This is a genomic window from uncultured Halorubrum sp., assembly GCF_937146585.1.
GTDB classification, from domain to species: Archaea; Halobacteriota; Halobacteria; order Halobacteriales; family Haloferacaceae; genus Halorubrum; species Halorubrum miltondacostae.
This window is the reverse complement of the sequence record NZ_CAKZRO010000159.1, coordinates 1-17,402: the sequence shown is the minus strand read 5'-3', so window position 1 is coordinate 17,402 and position 17,402 is coordinate 1. Positions and strand designations below refer to the sequence as shown.

Sequence of the window (17,402 nt, the reverse complement as noted above, 5' to 3'; positions counted from 1 at the left end):
ACTTCTTCACGCCGCCGAAGGGGAGCTGGACCTCCGCGCCGATACACGGGAGGTTGCCGTACGCCAGTCCCAGCTCGGCGCGGTCGCGGTAGTAGTTGATCTGCCGGTAGTCCTCGGAGATGACCGCGCCGGCGAGCCCGTACTCGACGTCGTTCTGGATCTCGACCGCGCGCTCGATGCCGCCCTCGTACTCCAAGAGCGCGACGTGGGGGCCGAACACCTCCTCGTGGGTACACCGGAGGTCGGCGTCGGGGTCCGCCTCGTAGACGAACGGCCCGACCCAGTGGCCGTCCTCGTGGCCGTCGGGGATCTCGTGGTCGTCGAGCTCGGTCCGGTCGACGAGGACGTTCACGTCCTCCTCGCGGGCGAGCTCGTTGTACTCGGTCACCTTCTCGACGTGCTCCGGCTCGATGAGCGGGCCCATGAACGTCTCCTCGTCGAGCGGATCGCCGACCGCGACCGACTCCGCGACCTCGACGAACCGCTCTTTGAACTCGTCGTACACGTCCGTGTGGACGATCAGGCGCTCGGAGGAGACGCAGCGCTGCCCCGTCGTCTTGAACGAGGACATCACCGCCGAGTGGACGGCGGTGTCGAGGTCCGCCTCGTCGGTGATCACGATCGCGTTCTTCCCGCCCATCTCGCAGGCGGCGCGCTTGCCGGCGACGCCGCCGAGCTTGTCCTGGATGTGGTGGCCGACCTCCGCGGAGCCGGTGAAAAGCACCGTCGAGACGTCGTCGTTCTCGACGATCGCGTTGCCCGCGTCGCCGAACCCCTGGACCATGTTGAACACGCCGTCGGGGATGCCGGCGTCGTCGAACATCTCCGCGACGATCTGCGCGCACCACGGCGTCTGCTCCGCGGGCTTGAACACGACGGTGTTCCCCTCGACCAGCGCGATGGCCATGTGCCAGTACGGGATCGCGACCGGGAAGTTCCACGGCGTGATACAGCCGGTGACGCCGCGGGGCGACCGCCGCATGTACGCGTCCTTCGAGGGGATCTCCGAGGGGACGATGTCGCCCTTGGGGTGTCGGGCGTCGCCCGCGGCCCACTCGACCATGTGCGCGGCCTCGACCACGTCGGCTTTCCCCTCGCTGATCTCCTTGCCGCACTCCTTCGAGACGATCGCACCGAGCTCGTCGGTCCGGTCCCGGAGCTCGTGGTAGACGTCCCAGAGGTACTCGGCGCGCTGGACCCGGGAGAGCTCTCGCCACTCCTCGAACGCCTCGTCCGCGGCGTCGACCGCGCGGTCGACGTCGTCCGGCGTCCCGCGGTGGAACTCGCCGAGCGTCTCCCCGGTCGCGGGGCTCTCGCTCGCGAACGTCTCGGACCCGTCGCCGTCGACCCACTCGCCGTCGATGTAGTGTCGGTAGGGCTGCGCCATGTACGGCGGTTGTCGTCGCCCGTCCAAATAACCCACCCTCCCATGGTCGGCAGAGTCTTTGTGATGCGCTACCAAGCATGTAGCATAATGGCGACGACCGACGCAGAAGGGGCGAACGAGTGGGCGGGAACCCGGCTCACGCTGGATCTCTGGCATCCGAACTGCTGGGCGATCGAGGCGACGGAACGGACCGACGGCGGCGTGCTCGCGCACGCTATCTACAACTCGCCGCGGGCCGAGACCGACGCGCCCAACTCCGTGAACGGCCTCTTCACGGCGTTCGGAGACACGAACGAGGACGTCGAGGCGCTGCTCGACGCGATCCGCGAGTCCGACCGGGCGGGGAACCTCTTGGAGCTACAGGAGCGGTTCGGGCGCGCCCGCGACGCGCCGGGCAACGTCGTCCGCGAGTTCTTCTTGGAGTACGACCCGGCCGACATGGTGTGTCCGACGCTCTTAGAGCACGGCTTCGTCCACAGCGCGCCGGTCAGGATCGAGAACGGGCGAGAGGAGTGGCAGGTGTGCTTCGTCGGCGAGCGGACGGACATTCGGGAGTCGCTCGACGCGGTCCAGGAGACGTCCGGCGCGGAGGTGTCCGTCGAGTCGATGTCGTCGTCGGGCCACGCGGGGCGGACCCCCCGCGAGCACCGGCTCGACACGCTCACCACGACCCAGCGGAAGGTGTTCGAGCACGCCCGCGAGGCCGGCTACTACGAGTGGCCCCGCGAGGCGTCGACCCGCGAGCTGGCCGACGACATGGACGTCTCGAAGACGACGCTGCTCGAACACCTCCGGAAGGCGGAGTCAAAGCTGTTGGACCCGTGAGCGCGGCCGGGAGGGAGGTCCGTGATTGCGGTCGGAGATAGATCCGCGTGCGCGGCCCGGGGTCAGTTCCCGACGATGGCCCGCAGCGCGAACAGCGCGTTCGACTTCCGCTCCCTGATCCGCCGATAGAAGTAGGAGAACCACTTGGAGCCGTACGGGATGTACTGGTACACCGCCACGTCGTCGTTCGCCGCGAGGTCGAACTGCGCCGACTCGCGGACCCCCGTCAGCATCTGGACCTCGTAGGGCGTCCCGTGCTCGGCGTACAGCTCCGCCGCGTACTCGATCATGGCGGGGTCGTGGCTCCCGACGGCGACGCCGTCGTCGAACGCCTCGAACATGTACGCGAGGCAGTTCCGGTACGACTCGTCGACGCGCGCCTTCTCCTTGTACGAGAGCGCCGCGGGCTCGTCGTACGCGCCCTTGACGAGCCGGACCTTCCCGGGCAGCTCCGCCAGCCGTTCGAGGTCGTCGCGGGTCCGCTTCAGGTTCGCCTGGACGCAGACCCCGACGTTGCCGTCGGTGTCGAGGGCGTGCCGCTCGAAGGCGTCGAGCGTCACGTCGGTCGTCTCGTGGTCCTCCATGTCGATCCAGACGAAGGTCCCCGCCCCGTCCGCGCCGGCCGCCCCGGAATCGTTGGCCGCCGCGACGATGCGCGCGAGGTTCTCCTCGAAGACGTCGTCGCCGATGTCGAGACCGATCTGGCTCGACTTGACGGAGACGCAGGCGTCGACGTCGCGCTCGGCGATGGCCTCGACGAGGTCGACGTACGCGTCCGCGTCCGCGTCGGCGGGCGGCCGCTCCTCGTAGTGCTCGCCGAGGAGGTTCAGGATGCCGGCCACACCGCGGTCGTTGAGCGCCTCGACGTGCGCGAGCGCCGCCTCCGGCGTCTCCCCGGCGACGAAATTGCTCGCGATGGGCGGGATCATACGAACAGTTCGAGCCGGGACCGGTATATATCCGCACCCGACCAATTATTCTAGCCTTAATTAACTGTAAAATATTCGACCGTCTCTGCTCCCGGGCTCGACGGCCCGCGTGCGCCGAACCGACCATGGACGGGTCGGGATTGAGATACCCAGATGTGTTCGAGTCTATCGGATAAATATGTCACGGGATACCACGGACGCGGCTGACCGGCGAACGCTCCTGAAACTGACCGGCGGCGCGGGGCTCGTCGCCCTGTCGGGTTGTCTCAGCACGACCGACGACGGCGGAGACGGCGACGACGGCAGTGACGGCAGCGACGGCAGCGACGGCAGCGACGGCGGAGACGGAACGGACGGCGACGACGGGAGCGACGGCGGCGACACGACCGAGGCGTTCCAGATCGGGATGGTCGACTCGCAGACCGGGTCGCTGTCGGCGTTCGGCGAGCGGAACCAGCGCGGGGTCGACCTCGCCCTGTCGCGCGTCAACGAGGTCGGCATCGACGGACGCGAGCTCGACATCGCCGTCGAGGACTCCGAGAGCGAGAACCAGGGCGGGATCGCGGCCGCCCAGAAGCTCGTCAATCAGGACGGCGTCCCGTTCCTCATCGGCGCGGTCGGGTCCGGCGTCTCGCTGGCGATCTACGAGAGCGTCGTCGAGGGGACCGACGTCGTCCAGTTGAGCCAGAACTCCACCGGGCTCAACCTCACCGAGTTCCCGGGGCTGCTCCGGATGTCGCCGTCCGGCCGCAGCCAGTCGCTCGCGCTCTCGAACATCATCGCCGACGACGGCTACGACGAGGTGGCGGTCACCTACGTCAACAACGACTACGGGCAGAGCCTCACCGACGCGTTCGTCGACGCCTACGACGGCGACGTCGTCTACAACACGCCCCACGACCAGGACCAGCAGTCGTACTCCGGCGTCATCTCGGAGATGAACGGCTCCGGGGCGGACGCGTGGCTGTTCGTCACCTACCAGGCCGAGTTCGCCACGATGGTCAACGAGGTGTTCTCCTCGGGCTACGAGGCGCAGTTCTACGGCGCCGACTCCGTCTCCGGGGACAACGTCTTGGAGAACACCCCCGAGGGGAGCATCGACGGGATGAAGATCGTCGTCCCCTCGGCCCCGGTCGAGGAGGAGAACTACCAGTCGTTCGCCGAAGACTTCGCGGCGGAGTACGACCGCCAGCCGACGTCGTGGGCGGCGTACGCGTACGACTGCGTGATCAACGCCGCGCTCGCGATCCAGGCGGCCGACGAGTTCACCGGCGCGGCGCTCAGCGACACCGTCCGGCGCGTCTCCGGACCGGAGGGCGAGACCGTGACGTCGTTCGCGGCCGCGAGCGAGATCCTCGCTGACGGCGGCGGCCCCGACGACGTCGACTACCAGGGGGTCAGCGGTCCCATCGACTTCAACGAGGACGGCGACCCGGTCGGCTTCCTCCAGGTCCTCGAGGTACAGGACCACGAGTACGAAGGCATCGACTTCGTCGAAGGCTAACCCGGGCCGATGACCGTCATCGGATACCTGGCCAACGGGCTGGTCTTCAGCAGCATCATCGTCCTCGGGAGCATCGGGCTGTCGCTCGTGTACAGCATCGCCGACTTCGCGAACTTCGCCCACGGCGACACGATGACGATCGGGGCGTACGCGTCGCTCGTGACGTTCGGCGCTGTCGGCGGGCTCGGCGGCGCGGTCCTAGGGCTCCCGTACGGGTTCTTCGTCGCGCTCGTCGTCGGGATCGCCGCGGCCGCCGCGGTCGCGGTGATCACCGAGCGGGTGATCTACGAGCCGCTCGACGTCGACTCGATCGGCCTGCTGATCACGTCGATCGGGATCGCGTTCGTCTACCGGGCGCTGATCCAGATCCGGTTCGGCTCCGACTTCACGCGGTTCGACATCCAGCCGCTGCGGCCGATCGAGGCGCTGGTGCCGTACGGCGTGCGGGTGACGCTCCACGACGTGGCGATCGTGGTCTCGGCCGCGGTCCTCGTCGTCGGGCTCCACGTGCTGCTCCAGTACACCGATCTCGGCCGGAAGATGCGCGCGATGGCCGACAACCCCGACCTCGCGCGGGTCAGCGGCATCCGGACGCGGCGGGTCAAGCTCTGGACGTGGGTCATCGGCGCGGGCCTCGCCGGCGCCGGCGGGGTGTTCCTCGGCCTGTTCAACCAGCTCTCGCCGCGGATGGGGTTCAACCTGCTCCTGGTCATCTTCGCGGCGGTGATCCTGGGCGGGATCGGTTCCGTCTACGGCGCGATGGCGGGCGGTTTCCTCATCGGTATGATAAACCAACTCACACCGTTCTTCTCCGACGTGGTCGAGGCGCTGCCGATCTGGCCGGGGTGGCTCGCGCGCCTCCTCGAGAGCCTGATCAGCATCGAGTACGCGAACGCCATCGCGTTCGTGATCATGGTCGCCGTGCTGCTCGTCCGGCCGAACGGGATCGCCGGGGAGGGGGCGACGTGAGCGCCCTCACCGATCCGCGGGGGGCGGTCGAGGACCTGACCCGCCCGGAGGGGTGGGTGTTGGGCGTCAGCGCGGCGTTCCTCCTCTTCCTCCTCGCCGCGCTGCTCACCGGCGCGCTCGGGCCGACGTACTTCCTGTTCCTCGTCGGCCTCGCGGGGATGTACGCCCTGCTGTCGTTCGGGCTGAACTCGCAGTGGGGGTTCGCCGGGCTGATCAACTTCAGCGTCGCCGCCTTCTTCGGAGTCGGCGCGTACGGCGCGGCGCTGTTCACCGCGAGCGGGTCGCCGCTCGTTGAGCTGTTCGAGGGGGTCCCGCTCCTCCCCTCGCTGCTCGGGCTCCCGATCGTCGGGCTCGTCGTCGGGCTCGCCGTGGCGTTCGTGCTGGCGATACTGATCGGCATCCCGACGCTCCGGCTCCGGGCGGACTACCTCGCCATCGCGTCGCTCGGCCTCGCGGAGGTCGTCCGGCTGATCGTGTTGAACGAGCGGTGGCTGACCAACGGCAGCGCCGGGGTCCGCGGCATCCCCGGCTTCTTCGCCGGGTGGCCGGTCCTGGGGACGTTCCCCGAGGCGATGCCCGGGCTCCGCCTGGAGGTCATTCCGGGCTCGCCCGTGCTCCTGGAGACGGCGTTCTGGCAGGCGCTGTTGAACGTCCTGTTGGTGCTGGCGTTCGCGGGCGGCGTCTACTTCGTCCTCCGGCGCGCGCACCGGTCGCCGTGGGGTCGCGTCCTCCGCACGATCCGGTCCGACGAGGACCTCGCGCGGGCGCTGGGGAAGGACACCTACTCGTTCAAGATGCAGTCGTTCGTCCTCGGCAGCCTGATCATGGCGCTGGCGGGCGTGTTCTACACGCACCTGAACCTCTACGTCGGGCCGGGCGACCTGGACCCGATCACGACGTTCTACGCGTGGGTCGCCGTGATCCTCGGCGGCAGCGGCTCGAACCGCGGGGCGCTGTTCGGCGGCATCGTCATCGTCACGATCCGGGAGGGGACGCGGTTCCTCAACGACGTGGCGCTGCCGATCGACCCCGCGCCGCTCCGACTGCTGCTGATCGGGGTCGTGATAATCGCCGTGATGCGCTACCGGCCGCAGGGGGTGCTCCCCCCGCAGCGCGAGCTGATCTGGCCGAGCGCGGTCGACGGCGGCGGCGCGCCGGACTCACCGGATAGCGGCGTCCGCGAGCAGAAGGGAGGTGGTGGCGATGAGTGAGGGCGCGCTCGCCAAGCAGGACCCCGTCCTCGCGGTCGACGACCTCCAGAAGTCGTTCGGGGGGCTCGCGGCGACCGACCACGCGACGTTCGGCGTCGAGCGCGGCACGATCACCGGGCTCATCGGTCCCAACGGGGCCGGGAAGTCCACGCTGTTCAACCTCATCTCCGGCTTCTACGAGCCGGACGGCGGCACCGTCGAGGTGAACGGGACGGACGTGACCGGCATGGAGCCGTACGAGGTCGCCGACTACGGGCTCATCCGGACGTTCCAGACGCCGCGCAAGCTGGAGGGGATGACGGTCCGCGAGGCGATGCTGGTCGGGCCGCGCGAGCAGCCCGGCGAGTCGTTCCGCAGGCTGTTCACCTCGCCCGGGACGGTCGCCGAGAGCGAGTCGGCGAACCTCGCCGAGGCGGAGCGGATCCTGGCGGAGTTCGAGATCGACCACCTCGCGACCCAGCCCGCGACCGACATCTCGGGCGGGCAGATGAAGCTGGTCGAGCTCGCGCGGGCGATGCTCGCCGAGCCGGAGGTGCTGCTGCTCGACGAGCCGGTGGCGGGGGTGAACCCGACGCTCGCGAAGAAGCTGAAGACGCAGATCCGCCGGCTCAACGAGCAGGGGACGACGTTCCTGCTCATCGAGCACGACATGGAGTTCGTGATGGACCTGGCGGACCCGATCGTCGTCTTGGACCAGGGGCACGTCCTCACCGAGGGGACGCCCGAGGGGGTCCGGAACGACGACCGCGTCATCGACGCGTACCTCGGGGGCGGCGCATGAGCGACGACACCACCCGGCCCGCGGGGGCCACCGACGGAGCCGATCCGGTGCTCTCGCTGTCGGGCGTCGACAGCGGGTACGGCGAGGTACAGGTGCTCGACGACTGCTCGGTCCGGCTCGACCCGGGCGAGATCGTCTGTCTCGTCGGCCCGAACGGGGCCGGGAAGTCGACGGTGCTCAAGACCGCCTTCGGGATGTTGACCCCGTGGACCGGCACGGTCGCCTACCACGGCCGCGACATCGGCGGGATGGCGCCCGAGGAGATCGTCCGCGAGGGGATCGGCTACGTCCCCCAGACCGACAACGTGTTCGGCTCGCTGACGATCGACGAGAACCTCCGGATGGGCGGCGTCGCCCGCGACGGCGGCCTCGAAGCGGTCATCGAGACGCTGTACGACCGGTTCCCGATCATCGAGGAGAAGCGGAGCGCGAAGGCGAAGACGCTCTCCGGCGGCCAGCGGCAGGTACTCGCGTTCGCCCGGGCGCTGGTGATGGAGCCCGACGTGCTCCTCATCGACGAGCCCTCGGCGGGGCTCGCGCCGAACACCGCCGACGACGTGTTCGAGGACGTGAAGGAGGTCAACGACATGGAGACGGCGATCCTCATGGTCGAGCAGAACGTGACGAAGGGGCTCGGCATCTCCGACCGCGGCTACGTGCTCGACCAGGGGACCGTCCGGTTCGAGGGAACGCCCGAGGAGCTGCTGAACGACGACGAGGTCTCGCAGCTGTACCTCGGCGGCTGAGTCGAGTCCGCCCCCGCTCGACGCGCTTTCTGCCGCGTCTCACGCCGTCCGCTTTTCGAGTTCGCCGATCAGCTCGGCGGCGGCGAAGTCGTGGTCCGGCCGGATCGCGACGAAGTCGAGAAACCGCCGCGCCGCGAGGAGCTCGTCGGTCGAGTAGCTCGTGAGCGCGGCGTCGACCGCGTCGGCCGCGCCGATCAGCGGCTCCAGCGCCGCGAGCGCGCTCGCGAGGTCGTAGGCGCGCGCCGCCTCGCGGCCGTCTTCGCTCACCCGGGTCGCGTCGATGACGTACAGCTCCCCGTCCGCGACGAGGACGTTCTCGGCGCGGAGGTCGCCGTGCGCGAGCCCGGCGTCGTGGACCGTCCGGAGCGTCTCGAACAGGTCGGGCGCGAGCTCGACCACCGCGTCCTCGTCGAGCTCGCCGAGGGTGCGGAACTCGGGGAGGTACTCCAACACGAGCACGCCGAGGTCACCGACCTCGAACGCCTCGACGGGCTCCGGGGCGTTGACGCCGAGCTCGCGGACCCGCCGGGTCGCCTCAAGCTCGTGGCGCGCCATCTCGTAGGGGGTCTCGTGGCGCTCGAAGAACCCCTCGGTGCCGGCGGAGACGGCCCCGAGGTTCCGCCCGGTGGTGAACAGCGCGTGGACGAGCGTGTTCTGCCTGGTGATCACCTTCACGAAGAGGTCGCCGTCCACGACCATCGGCGTCGAGAGCCAGTTGTCGGCGTCGAGGAACCGCACGCGGACGCCGTCGCGGTCGTACCGGGTCGCCAGCTCGCGCGCCACCCGTTCGATGTCGGGCCAGTCGACGCGACCGCGGACGAGCTCCCGGAACTCCATATCTGCGGCACGCGACGACGCCTCATAAGTCGTCGGCTCCGCCAGTCGCGGTCTGTCACGGTCGTTCGCATCGTTTATGTCCGCGGGTCGCGATGTTTGCCCATGGACTTCGAGGTACCCGCAGAGCACCGGATGATACGCGACACCGTCCGAGAGTTCTGCGAGGAGGAGATCGCGCCCATCGCCCAGGAGATCGAGGACGAACACCGCTTCCCCGAGGAGGTGTTCGACTCGCTCGCGGAGCTCGACATGATGGGGATCCCGGTCGCGGAGGAGTACGGGGGACTCGGCGGCGACCAGCTGATGTACGCCCTGGTCACGGAGGAGCTCGGGCGCGTCTCCGGCGGGATCGGGCTCTCGTACGCCGCGCACACGTCGCTGGGCGCGAAGCCGATCGACCTCTTCGGCACCGACGAACAGAAGGAGGAGTGGCTCCGCCCGCTGGCGGAGGGCGAGGGGCTCGGCGCGTGGGCGCTCACGGAGCCCGGCAGCGGCTCGGATGCCTCCGATATGGATACGACCGCCGAGTACGACGCCGAGGCGGACGAGTACGTGCTGAACGGCACCAAGCAGTTCATCACGAACGCGAACGTCGCGAACTCGATCGTCGTGAAGGCGGTGACGGACCCCGGAGCTGGTTACGACGGCATCTCGACGTTCATCGTCGACCCCGAGAACGACGACGGCTTCGAGGTGACGACCGTCTGGGACAAGATGGGGCTCAACAGCTCGCCGACCTGCGAGATCGCCTTCGACGACGTGCGGATCCCGGCGGACCGCCTGCTCGGCGAGGAGGGCGAGGGCTGGACACAGACGATGAAGACGCTCGACGGCGGTCGGATCTCGATCGCCGCGCTCTCCGTCGGGCTCGCGCAGGGCGCGTACGAGGCCGCCAAGGGGTACGCGGGCGAGCGCGAGCAGTTCGGCAAGCCGATCGCGAAGTTCGACGCGGTCCGCGACAAAGTGGTCCACATGCACCGCCAGATCGAGCGCGCCCGCCTCCTGACGCAGAAGGCGGCGACGAAGTACGACGCCGGGGAGTCGGTCACGGAGGAGTCGGCGCTGGCGAAGCTCGACGCCAGCGAGGCGGCCCGCGAGGTGGCCGAGGAGGCGGTCCAGACGCTCGGGGGCTACGGGTACACCACCGACTTCGCCCCGCAGCGGTTCTACCGCGACGCGAAGCTGATGGAGATCGGCGAGGGGACCAGCGAGATCCAACACGTCGTCATCGGGCGCGAGATCGGCCTCTAGTCGAGTACTTTCTCACCGGCGGCGACTCCTCTGCTCCGACCCGGTTCAGGGGAACTCGACGAGGTCGTCGTCGACGGCGCGCAGGCTCTCCGCCAGCCGCGAGTCCGCGGGGACCGCCCGCTTGAACGCCTCCGAGCCGAACGCGGCGTCGCCGTTCACCGAGACGAGCCCGAGGTCCCTCGGGTCGCCCTCGAGACCGGTCAGGAACGCGACGGTGCGGACCGCGGGCACGTCGCCCGCCCGCGCCGCCGGGTCGACGGAGCCGTACAGCGTGCGGTTGGTCGCGACGTGGTAGACGCAGGTCGGCGTCGGCGCGAAACAGAGGAGGTACCGGGCGCCCGGCTCGCTCCGGCCCAGCTTGGGCCGGAGGGCGTGGCTCGCGTCCGCGTGGAAGTACCGCTCCATCCGGCGGTACTGCCGGAGGACCTCGTTCGCGCCGGTGGCGCGGCGGACCGCGGCGTCGGCCTTGAGCTCGATCACGCGATCGACGGGCTCGGGCGTCCGCGTCCGGACGAAGAGGTCCACGACGCCCTCTCGTCCGTCGGCGTCGTACGGCTCTTCGAGCCGGATCGCCGGGTCCTCGGCCGTCGCCTCGTAGTGTTCGACGAGCCGCGTCGCCAGCGCGTCTTCGCGCATGCGTCTCGCGAGGAGGCGGAGGGCGATAAACCCGACTCTCGGCGCCGCATCGACCCGGGCGTCGGGACGTCGTTTCCGACCCTCGAAGGCTCCCGACAGTCGGGAGCTATCACTGGGTTTGTAAGGCTTCACCCCCTACAGTAAATGATGTCTGATAATCTGTCCAGACGGCGGTATCTCGCCGGAACCGGAGCCGCGCTGACCATCGGAACGCTCGCGGGCTGTTCCGGCGGCGGCGACGGCGGCGACGGGTCCGACGGCGGCGACGGCGGCGACGGCGGCGGCGGCGAGGCCGTCGACGACGTGCCGAGCGAGATCGACGACTACCTCTCCGAGGCCCGCATGTACGAGGGCACCATCATGGACTTCACCGGCCAGGACGAGGTCACCGTCGAGGTCGGCGCCGGCGACGTCGGGTTCGCCTTCTCGCCGGCCGCGATCCGCATCGACTCCAGCACGACCGTCGTCTGGGAGTGGACCGGCAACGGCGGCGCGCACAACGTGGCCTCCGTCGAGGGCTCCGAGTCCGACTTCGACAGCGGCGACTCCGTCTCCGAGGAGGGCCACACCTTCGAGCAGTCGTTCGACAACACCGGGATCCAGCTGTACCAGTGCACGCCCCACCAGGCGAACGGGATGCTCGGCGCGATCGAAGTCGTCGAAGCGTAATCGGCTCCCGCGGTCCAGACGAACGCGAGGCGGATTTTTTGCGGGCGAGGCGGGTTACGGTAAGAACGACCAGCGCACGTCGACGATCCGGTCGTGCTCGCTGGTGACGGTCGGCCGTGCGAGGTGGTCGTTGGCGTTGGCACCGACTTCGGCGAGCCGCGACAGCGCCTCTTCGAGCGTGCGGTCGGAGCGTTCGACCGAGGCGTCGCGCACGTACGGCGCGTCGATCGGGTCCGCCCGCGAGTTCGAGATCGCGATCGCGTCGGTGAGTTCGCCGCCGATCGCGTGCGGCGGCTGGTGGAAGTGCCAGTCGCCGACCGTGAGAAACAGCCACACGTCGCCGTTGATGGCGTGGTACTCGCCGGTGACCCCGTCGGCGTCGTACGCGACGACCCGAGCGAGGACGGCGGTCTTGAGCCGGTAGAGGGCGTCCTTGCGCGCCGAGCGGACGTTGCTCTCGGTGACGTCGCCGCGCTCGTAGGCGGCGGTGGCCTCGTCGGCGAACTGCTTCGCGACCTTGTTGACGACGTACAGCGATTCGAGCAGGTCGTCCGTCGGTTCGAGCGGAGTCACGGGAGTACCGGTCGCGTGCTGCGACTGGGGACAGGTCCGGCCGTCGCGCGGATAGGCGTTTCGGGATTCGAGGCGCCGGCTCGACGCACTCTTCCGCCACGACGCGGGGCACCCCGGATGGTTAGTTCTTTAAGCGCAGGGACGAAGTGAGGTGTAAGATGGCGCACGACTCCGTGAAGCTGTATTCGGCGATATACGTCGCCCTCCTGGTCGCGGCGACGCTGAACTTCGCGCTCTTCGAGACGTCGTTCGTCGAGTTCACGTACGCGCAGGCGCTGGGCGGCACGCTGCTGATCGCGACGGTCAAGACCGTCCTCATCGTCGCGTACTTCCAGCACCTCAAGTGGGAGAACCGCTCGCTGACCTACCTGATGGGGCTCGCGCTCGCGCTCACCATGCTGTTGATGGCGGCCGCGACGTACTCCATCTCGTAACGGCACCCGTCGCTTTCGCCGACCACCAGGCTCTTTTCGCAGTTGAACTCCGAACCGCGCTGACGTCGCCCCCCGCCGCGCAAAGTTCTTGTCAATCGGTAACAAATACCGACGGCAAATGGGGACGGAACGACCGACGATCGACGGCGTTCGGGCGTCGAGAAGCGTCGATACGGACGCGTTCCGGGAGCGCGCCCGCGAGGAGGGGGAGGCGATTAAAGAGCACCTCGCCGAGGGGACGTTCGACAGCGTCCAGTCGACCATCGGCCTGGAGCACGAGCTGTACGCGGTCGACGCGGACCGGGGCGGGGTCCGACGGGTGCCGCGGTCGTTACTCCGGTGTCGCGGGTTCGAGCGGGAGCTCGGCCTCCACAACGCGGAGCTCACGAGCGACGTCCAGCCGTGTAGCGAGTCGGGGCTCGCGGCGCTCCGGCAGGGGGCGACGGCGAAGCTCCGGAGCCTCCAGCGACTCGCGGCCGAGGAGGGGATCCGCTTCGTGAGCGACGGGACGTGGACGGTCGGTCCGGCCGACGGGTCGACGGAGCGGTACCTGACGGAGGCGACCCACGAAGACGGGTTGGTGCTGGCGATCAACGTCAGCAACGCGGTCAGGTACCACGGGTTCGCCAGCGTCGACGAGCACCGGCCGGTGACCGGGAGCGTGGAGCTCCCGGGAGCGACGGTCGCGGCCGACAACGCCGGGCCGGTGAGCCTGACGACTTCGATCCAGCCGCACCTCCAGCCGCGGCGCGCGGCCGACCTCCCCGCGTACCACGGCGCCGCGCTCCGGGTCGCCGGGCCGCTGCTCGCCGTCGCCGCCAACTCCCCGTTCCTCCCGCCGACGCTGTACGACGAGGGCGCGCCGACGCGGGAGCTGCTGCTCGGCGGCTCGCACGCGGAGACGCGGGTCCCGCTGTACGAGGGGCTCATGAACCCGCCCGAGTGCGAGCCGAAGGTCGCGTTCCCCCGCGACCTCGACGACGCGGCCGCGGCGGTGGACCGCGTCGTCGCCGACCCCGTCGTCGTCCCCGCGGAGATCGAGGGCGGCGAGCGGTTCGACGACGCGTTCGTCCACTTCCGGCACAAGCACGGGAGCTACTGGCGGTGGGTGCGCCCGGTGTTCGACGGAGCGACGGAGGCGGCCGCGAGCGCGCGGATCGAGTTCCGACCGCTGCCCGGCCAGCCGACGCTCCCGGACGCCGTCGCCTGCGTCGCCGCCGTCGTCGGGCTGCTCACGGAGCTCGCCGACGGCGACCACCCGGCGGCCGGACTGCCGTGGGAGACCGCTCGGGCGAACTTCTACGCCGCCGTCCGCGACGGCATCGACGCCGACCTGACCTGGATCACCGCGACGGGAGACCGGACGGCCGACCGCGACCGGCTCTTCGCCGACGTCTTCGCGGCCGCCGTCGCCGGGCTGGAGGCGCGCGGCCTCTCCTCGGAGGCGGCCCGCTCGCGGATCGCGCCGCTCCGACGGCGCGCCGAGACCGGGCGGACGCCGGCGCGGTGGAAGCGTCGCGTCGCCGAGCGCGCGCTGGACGCCGGCGACTCGCCGGCCGACGCGGTGCGCGCGTCGCAGCGGGCGTACGTCCGCACGCAGGCGACGACGCTGTTCGATGGGCACTTCGTCGACTGGCCGGACGGCGCGGTCGCCGCCGACCGCGCGTGATCGCGGCGGGCGACCGAAGGGAGCGCGCTGGACGGACCGCTCCGACTCGGAGACTCCGAGGGGGACCGCGGGCGTGGAATCCCGACCGAGTTTTTTGTACACGGGGTGTGATCTACCCGCATGGAACTACGCGCCGCAACCGCCGCCGACGTCGACGCAGTCCGATCGGTCGCCCGCGAGTCGCTCGTGGCGTCGTACGGACACGCCGTCGGCGAGCAGCTGCTGGACGAGGCGGTCGAGGAGTGGTACGACGCCGAGGATCTGGGAGACGACGTCGACGACGACGACGCGGTGTTCCCGGTCGCGGTCGTCGACGGCGACGTGGTCGGGTTCGCGGAGAGCTACGTCGTCGGGCGCCGCGAGCGCGTCGGCGAGATCGACTGGCTCCACGTCCACCCCGACCACCGGGAGTCCGGTATCGGCAGCGCGCTCCTCGAACGGGTCGAGTCAGCCCTCGAGTCGGCGGAGGTCGACCGGATCGAGGCGCGCGTCCTCGCGGACAACGAGGCGGGCACGACGTTCTACCAGCGCGAGGGGTACGAACTCGCCGGCGAGCGCGACGTCGACATCGGCGGCGAGCCGTTCGCGGAACGGGAGTACCGGAAGCAGGTCGGCAGCCTCACCGGCATCTCCGAGGCGATCTACGAGACGGAGGAGGGGGAGCGGGTCCACGTCGCCTTCGACGAGAGCGACCGCGGGTCGCGGGCCCCGTTCTACGTCGCGTACGCCGACCCGGGCCACGAGCGGCGGTACGGCTACCTCTGTGGCAACTGCGAGGGGACCGACGTGGCGATCGACACGATGGACCGGATGGAGTGCCGGGACTGCGGGAACCGCCGGAAGCCGACGCGGTGGGACGCCGCGTACTGACGCCGGCGCCCCACGCGGCGCGGCCGTACCGCTTCAGAGCGTCTCCTTCACGCCGATGACGCGCTCCTCTGCCTCGCGGCCGGGATCCCACTCGCTCCCGTCGCGGTCGGACTGGCGGTGCTCCTCCACGGTCCGCTCCATCGCCTCGTCGACCGGCGTCGACTCCCAGCCGAGGTCGGCGAGCGCGCAGGTGTCGAGCAGGTGCGGGTACTCCCGGTAGAGGACGAAGTCGTCGGGTTCGAGCCCGCCGGCGGCGAGCGCGTCGTCGCTCGCGGCGACGACCTCGCACTCGACGCCGGCGGCGTCTGCGATCGTCTCCAGGGTCTCCCGCAGCGTGAGCGCGCGCCGGTCGCCGACGTTGTACGCCGCGCCCGGCTCGCCGCGTTCCGCGACGATCCGGAGCGCGCTCGCGACGTCCTCGACGTACGCCCGGTGCCAGAGGTTCTGTCCGTCTCCGGGGACGACCACGCGGTCGTGGGTCAGCACCCGGTCGATCCAGTAGTCGAGCCGCTCCGTGTAGTCGTGCGGGCCGTAGACGATACACGGGCGGACCGCCGTCGCGGCCACGCCCTCCTCGGCCGCCGCGAACACCGCGCGGTCGCCCTCGGCCTTCCGGTTGCCGTACGTCTCGTGGGCGTCGTCGACCGCCTGCTCGTCGGTACACGGCTCCAGCGGCGTCTCGCCCTCTCGCTTGGGGATCTCCTCGGCCGCGTAGCTGGAGCCCGAGGAGATGTAGACGTAGCCGTCGACGTCAGCGAAGATCTCCGTCGCGGTCGCCACGTCGGCCGGCTGGTAGGCGACGCAGTCGATCACGACGTCGGGCTCGACCGACAGCTTCGCCGCGCGCAGCGCGGTCTCGTCTTTGCGGTCGCCCTCCACGTGCGTCACGCGGTCGTCGTCCGCGAAGGGGTTCTCGTGGTTCCCCCGGTTGAAGATCGCGACCTCGTAGTCGTGTGCCAGCAGTTCCTCGACGGTGTGTCGCCCGATGAACCGCGTGCCGCCGACGACGAGCGCCGTGTCTGTCATATCCGAGATCGAACGAGCGGCGTGATAAGCGTGACCGAACCGGAACGCGGGGCGGCCGTCGAGACGGAGCCCCTCGCGGCTCCGCTGGCTCAGTCGTCGCCGCGCGGACCGTCGCCGCGCCACCGGCGGTACAGGAGGTAGGCGACGCCGAGACCGATCCCCCACGTCCCGACGCCGAGCGCCGCGAACGCGACGCCGGAGAGGAGCTCGCCGAGCGGAACGCCGAACATACCGGGGTTCGGCGCGTCCGGCACATAAACGCTCCGAGAGAGGTAGGTTCTCGGGCCGGGAGGCCGTACGGTCGCCCATGACGGATCACTCTCGCCGGCGACCCTGGCTCGCCGCCCTGCTCGCGCTCGTCGTCTCCGGGCTCGGCCACGCGTACCTGCGCCGGTGGGCCCGCGCGTTCGGCTGGTACGTCGCGGTCACCGCGACGGTGTTCGTGTTCGTCCCCGAGTCCGCGATCACCGCCGCGTTCGCCGGCACGCCGCCGGCGGTCGACGAGGTCGCGCCCGCCGCCGCGGTCGTCGCCGCGAGCGTGATCGACGCGTACGTCTTGGCCCGCCGAAACAACCGGGCCTACGAGCGGGACCGCGACGCGACCCCCGCGGCCGCCACCTCAAAGTCGACCGGTGAAGCGATGACGACCGGCGACGCGGCGACGACCGCCCTGGAAGCGCCGTCCGCGGAGCCGACGGACAGCGACGGGACCGTCCGCTGTCCGGAGTGCGGCAAAGAGACGGACCCGGGGTTCAAGTTCTGCCAGTGGTGTGCGAAACCGCTCGGAGCGAACGAGACCACGTGAACCGGAGCGAAAAAACGAGCCGCGGACCGCCTCAGAAGAGGTAGAACAGCGGGAAGACGAACACCCAGACGATGTCCACGAAGTGCCAGTAGAGGCCGAAGTACTCGATCGGCCGCTCGTCGTCGAGGTAGTGGCCCTGGTAGGCCCTGACGAACAGGAAGATGGCGATCACTAATCCGAGCAGCACGTGGATCCCGTGGAGCCCGGTCGTGACGTAGTAGATCGACGCCTGAATCGGGTCGCCGTGGGCGTTCGCCGAGATGGTGACGCCGCGGTCGAA

Annotated in this window: 20 protein-coding genes; 12 read left to right on the top strand and 8 right to left on the bottom strand. The window is 69.9% G+C overall.

The annotated features are described in order from the left end of the window. A partial coding sequence (locus Q0116_RS13495; protein ID WP_297889400.1) for an aldehyde dehydrogenase family protein occupies positions 1–1,387 on the bottom strand: 1,387 nt, incomplete at its 3' end. Positions 1,388–1,474: 87 nt separating this feature from the next. Here Q0116_RS13495 and Q0116_RS13490 point away from each other — a divergent pair. Then, positions 1,475–2,212, top strand: a complete 738-nt coding sequence (locus Q0116_RS13490) for a helix-turn-helix domain-containing protein (RefSeq protein WP_297889398.1) — start codon at positions 1,475–1,477, stop codon at positions 2,210–2,212. Positions 2,213–2,274: 62 nt separating this feature from the next. Here the strand turns inward: Q0116_RS13490 and Q0116_RS13485 are convergent, their stop codons facing one another. Continuing rightward, entirely contained in the window at positions 2,275–3,141 is an 867-nt protein-coding gene (locus tag Q0116_RS13485) for a proline dehydrogenase family protein (RefSeq protein ID WP_297889395.1), read from the bottom strand. Between the two features lie 178 nt (positions 3,142–3,319). On the opposite strand from Q0116_RS13485, the gene Q0116_RS13480 reads away from it, so the two are divergent. The 5 genes from Q0116_RS13480 to Q0116_RS13460 are packed head-to-tail and all read left to right on the top strand — an operon-like array spanning position 3,320 to position 8,352. Further along, entirely contained in the window at positions 3,320–4,645 is a 1,326-nt protein-coding gene (locus Q0116_RS13480) for an ABC transporter substrate-binding protein (protein ID WP_297889392.1), read from the top strand. A 9-nt stretch (positions 4,646–4,654) separates the two neighbouring features. Beyond that, complete coding sequence (locus Q0116_RS13475; RefSeq protein ID WP_297889389.1) at positions 4,655–5,614, top strand: branched-chain amino acid ABC transporter permease; 960 nt, start codon at positions 4,655–4,657, stop codon at positions 5,612–5,614. Continuing rightward, positions 5,611–6,825: a branched-chain amino acid ABC transporter permease gene (locus Q0116_RS13470; RefSeq protein ID WP_297889387.1), complete on the top strand. Its 1,215-nt coding sequence runs from the start codon at positions 5,611–5,613 to the stop codon at positions 6,823–6,825. Before Q0116_RS13475 ends, Q0116_RS13470 begins: the two co-directional genes overlap by 4 nt. Next, positions 6,818–7,606, top strand: a complete 789-nt coding sequence (locus tag Q0116_RS13465; RefSeq protein WP_297889384.1) for an ABC transporter ATP-binding protein — start codon at positions 6,818–6,820, stop codon at positions 7,604–7,606. The genes Q0116_RS13470 and Q0116_RS13465 overlap by 8 nt, the downstream gene beginning before the upstream one ends. Next, the gene (locus tag Q0116_RS13460; protein ID WP_297889382.1) at positions 7,603–8,352 is read left to right on the top strand and encodes an ABC transporter ATP-binding protein; all 750 of its coding nucleotides are present in this window, start codon (positions 7,603–7,605) and stop codon (positions 8,350–8,352) included. Before Q0116_RS13465 ends, Q0116_RS13460 begins: the two co-directional genes overlap by 4 nt. Positions 8,353–8,391: 39 nt before the next feature. Here Q0116_RS13460 and Q0116_RS13455 read toward each other — a convergent pair whose 3' ends face one another. Continuing rightward, the gene (locus Q0116_RS13455) at positions 8,392–9,189 is read right to left on the bottom strand and encodes an RIO1 family regulatory kinase/ATPase (RefSeq protein WP_297889380.1); all 798 of its coding nucleotides are present in this window, start codon (positions 9,187–9,189) and stop codon (positions 8,392–8,394) included. A 102-nt stretch (positions 9,190–9,291) separates the two neighbouring features. Here Q0116_RS13455 and Q0116_RS13450 point away from each other — a divergent pair, with 102 nt between their 5' ends. Continuing rightward, on the top strand, positions 9,292–10,440 hold the full coding sequence (locus Q0116_RS13450; protein ID WP_297889378.1) for an acyl-CoA dehydrogenase family protein: 1,149 nt from the start codon (positions 9,292–9,294) through the stop codon (positions 10,438–10,440). A 45-nt stretch (positions 10,441–10,485) separates the two neighbouring features. Here the strand turns inward: Q0116_RS13450 and Q0116_RS13445 are convergent, their stop codons facing one another. After that, positions 10,486–11,076 carry a hypothetical protein gene (locus tag Q0116_RS13445; RefSeq protein WP_297889374.1) on the bottom strand — a complete coding sequence of 197 codons (591 nt, stop codon included), beginning with the start codon at positions 11,074–11,076 and terminating at the stop codon, positions 10,486–10,488. Positions 11,077–11,223: 147 nt separating this feature from the next. Between Q0116_RS13445 and Q0116_RS13440 the strand changes: the two genes are divergently transcribed. After that, positions 11,224–11,745, top strand: a complete 522-nt coding sequence (locus Q0116_RS13440; protein ID WP_297889371.1) for a halocyanin domain-containing protein — start codon at positions 11,224–11,226, stop codon at positions 11,743–11,745. 54 nt (positions 11,746–11,799) lie between these two features. On the opposite strand, the gene Q0116_RS13435 is transcribed toward Q0116_RS13440, so the two are convergent. Next, entirely contained in the window at positions 11,800–12,318 is a 519-nt protein-coding gene (locus tag Q0116_RS13435) for a hypothetical protein (protein ID WP_297889369.1), read from the bottom strand. Between the two features lie 158 nt (positions 12,319–12,476). On the opposite strand from Q0116_RS13435, the gene Q0116_RS13430 reads away from it, so the two are divergent. The 3 genes from Q0116_RS13430 (at position 12,477) to Q0116_RS13420 (ending at position 15,291) form a co-directional block, all read left to right on the top strand. Beyond that, on the top strand, positions 12,477–12,752 hold the full coding sequence (locus Q0116_RS13430) for a cytochrome C oxidase subunit IV family protein (RefSeq protein WP_297889365.1): 276 nt from the start codon (positions 12,477–12,479) through the stop codon (positions 12,750–12,752). A 118-nt stretch (positions 12,753–12,870) separates the two neighbouring features. Then, the gene (locus tag Q0116_RS13425) at positions 12,871–14,421 is read left to right on the top strand and encodes a hypothetical protein (protein ID WP_297889362.1); all 1,551 of its coding nucleotides are present in this window, start codon (positions 12,871–12,873) and stop codon (positions 14,419–14,421) included. Positions 14,422–14,541: 120 nt separating this feature from the next. After that, a complete protein-coding gene (locus Q0116_RS13420) occupies positions 14,542–15,291 on the top strand; it encodes a GNAT family N-acetyltransferase (protein ID WP_297889359.1) in 750 nt (249 codons plus the stop codon). 33 nt (positions 15,292–15,324) lie between these two features. Here the strand turns inward: Q0116_RS13420 and Q0116_RS13415 are convergent, their stop codons facing one another. Both Q0116_RS13415 and Q0116_RS13410 read right to left on the bottom strand, forming a co-directional pair. Beyond that, positions 15,325–16,317 carry an NAD-dependent epimerase/dehydratase family protein gene (locus tag Q0116_RS13415; protein WP_297889356.1) on the bottom strand — a complete coding sequence of 331 codons (993 nt, stop codon included), beginning with the start codon at positions 16,315–16,317 and terminating at the stop codon, positions 15,325–15,327. A gap of 89 nt (positions 16,318–16,406) precedes the next feature. After that, entirely contained in the window at positions 16,407–16,547 is a 141-nt protein-coding gene (locus Q0116_RS13410) for a hypothetical protein (protein ID WP_297889354.1), read from the bottom strand. Between the two features lie 77 nt (positions 16,548–16,624). Between Q0116_RS13410 and Q0116_RS13405 the strand changes: the two genes are divergently transcribed. Beyond that, positions 16,625–17,122 (top strand): zinc ribbon domain-containing protein, encoded by a 498-nt coding sequence (locus Q0116_RS13405; RefSeq protein ID WP_297889351.1) that lies wholly within the window; start codon positions 16,625–16,627, stop codon positions 17,120–17,122. Positions 17,123–17,153: 31 nt separating this feature from the next. Here Q0116_RS13405 and Q0116_RS13400 read toward each other — a convergent pair. After that, a partial coding sequence (locus Q0116_RS13400) for a cytochrome c oxidase subunit 3 (protein ID WP_297889348.1) occupies positions 17,154–17,402 on the bottom strand: 249 nt, incomplete at its 5' end.

Bases quoted from the DNA above. Each gene is read 5' to 3' on its own strand.
- Q0116_RS13450 (WP_297889378.1), top strand. From the start codon at position 9,292: ATGGACTTCGAGGTACCCGCAGAGCACCGGATGATACGCGACACCGTC.
- Q0116_RS13425 (WP_297889362.1), top strand. From the start codon at position 12,871: ATGGGGACGGAACGACCGACGATCGACGGCGTTCGGGCGTCGAGAAGC.
- Q0116_RS13480 (WP_297889392.1), top strand. From the start codon at position 3,320: ATGTCACGGGATACCACGGACGCGGCTGACCGGCGAACGCTCCTGAAA.
- Q0116_RS13420 (WP_297889359.1), top strand. From the start codon at position 14,542: ATGGAACTACGCGCCGCAACCGCCGCCGACGTCGACGCAGTCCGATCG.
- Q0116_RS13410 (WP_297889354.1), bottom strand. From the start codon at position 16,547: ATGTTCGGCGTTCCGCTCGGCGAGCTCCTCTCCGGCGTCGCGTTCGCG.
- Q0116_RS13490 (WP_297889398.1), top strand. From the start codon at position 1,475: ATGGCGACGACCGACGCAGAAGGGGCGAACGAGTGGGCGGGAACCCGG.
- Q0116_RS13485 (WP_297889395.1), bottom strand. From the start codon at position 3,141: ATGATCCCGCCCATCGCGAGCAATTTCGTCGCCGGGGAGACGCCGGAG.
- Q0116_RS13465 (WP_297889384.1), top strand. From the start codon at position 6,818: ATGAGTGAGGGCGCGCTCGCCAAGCAGGACCCCGTCCTCGCGGTCGAC.
- Q0116_RS13455 (WP_297889380.1), bottom strand. From the start codon at position 9,189: ATGGAGTTCCGGGAGCTCGTCCGCGGTCGCGTCGACTGGCCCGACATC.
- Q0116_RS13445 (WP_297889374.1), bottom strand. From the start codon at position 11,076: ATGCGCGAAGACGCGCTGGCGACGCGGCTCGTCGAACACTACGAGGCG.
- Q0116_RS13430 (WP_297889365.1), top strand. From the start codon at position 12,477: ATGGCGCACGACTCCGTGAAGCTGTATTCGGCGATATACGTCGCCCTC.
- Q0116_RS13460 (WP_297889382.1), top strand. From the start codon at position 7,603: ATGAGCGACGACACCACCCGGCCCGCGGGGGCCACCGACGGAGCCGAT.
- Q0116_RS13440 (WP_297889371.1), top strand. From the start codon at position 11,224: ATGTCTGATAATCTGTCCAGACGGCGGTATCTCGCCGGAACCGGAGCC.
- Q0116_RS13405 (WP_297889351.1), top strand. From the start codon at position 16,625: ATGACGGATCACTCTCGCCGGCGACCCTGGCTCGCCGCCCTGCTCGCG.
- Q0116_RS13475 (WP_297889389.1), top strand. From the start codon at position 4,655: ATGACCGTCATCGGATACCTGGCCAACGGGCTGGTCTTCAGCAGCATC.
- Q0116_RS13415 (WP_297889356.1), bottom strand. From the start codon at position 16,317: ATGACAGACACGGCGCTCGTCGTCGGCGGCACGCGGTTCATCGGGCGA.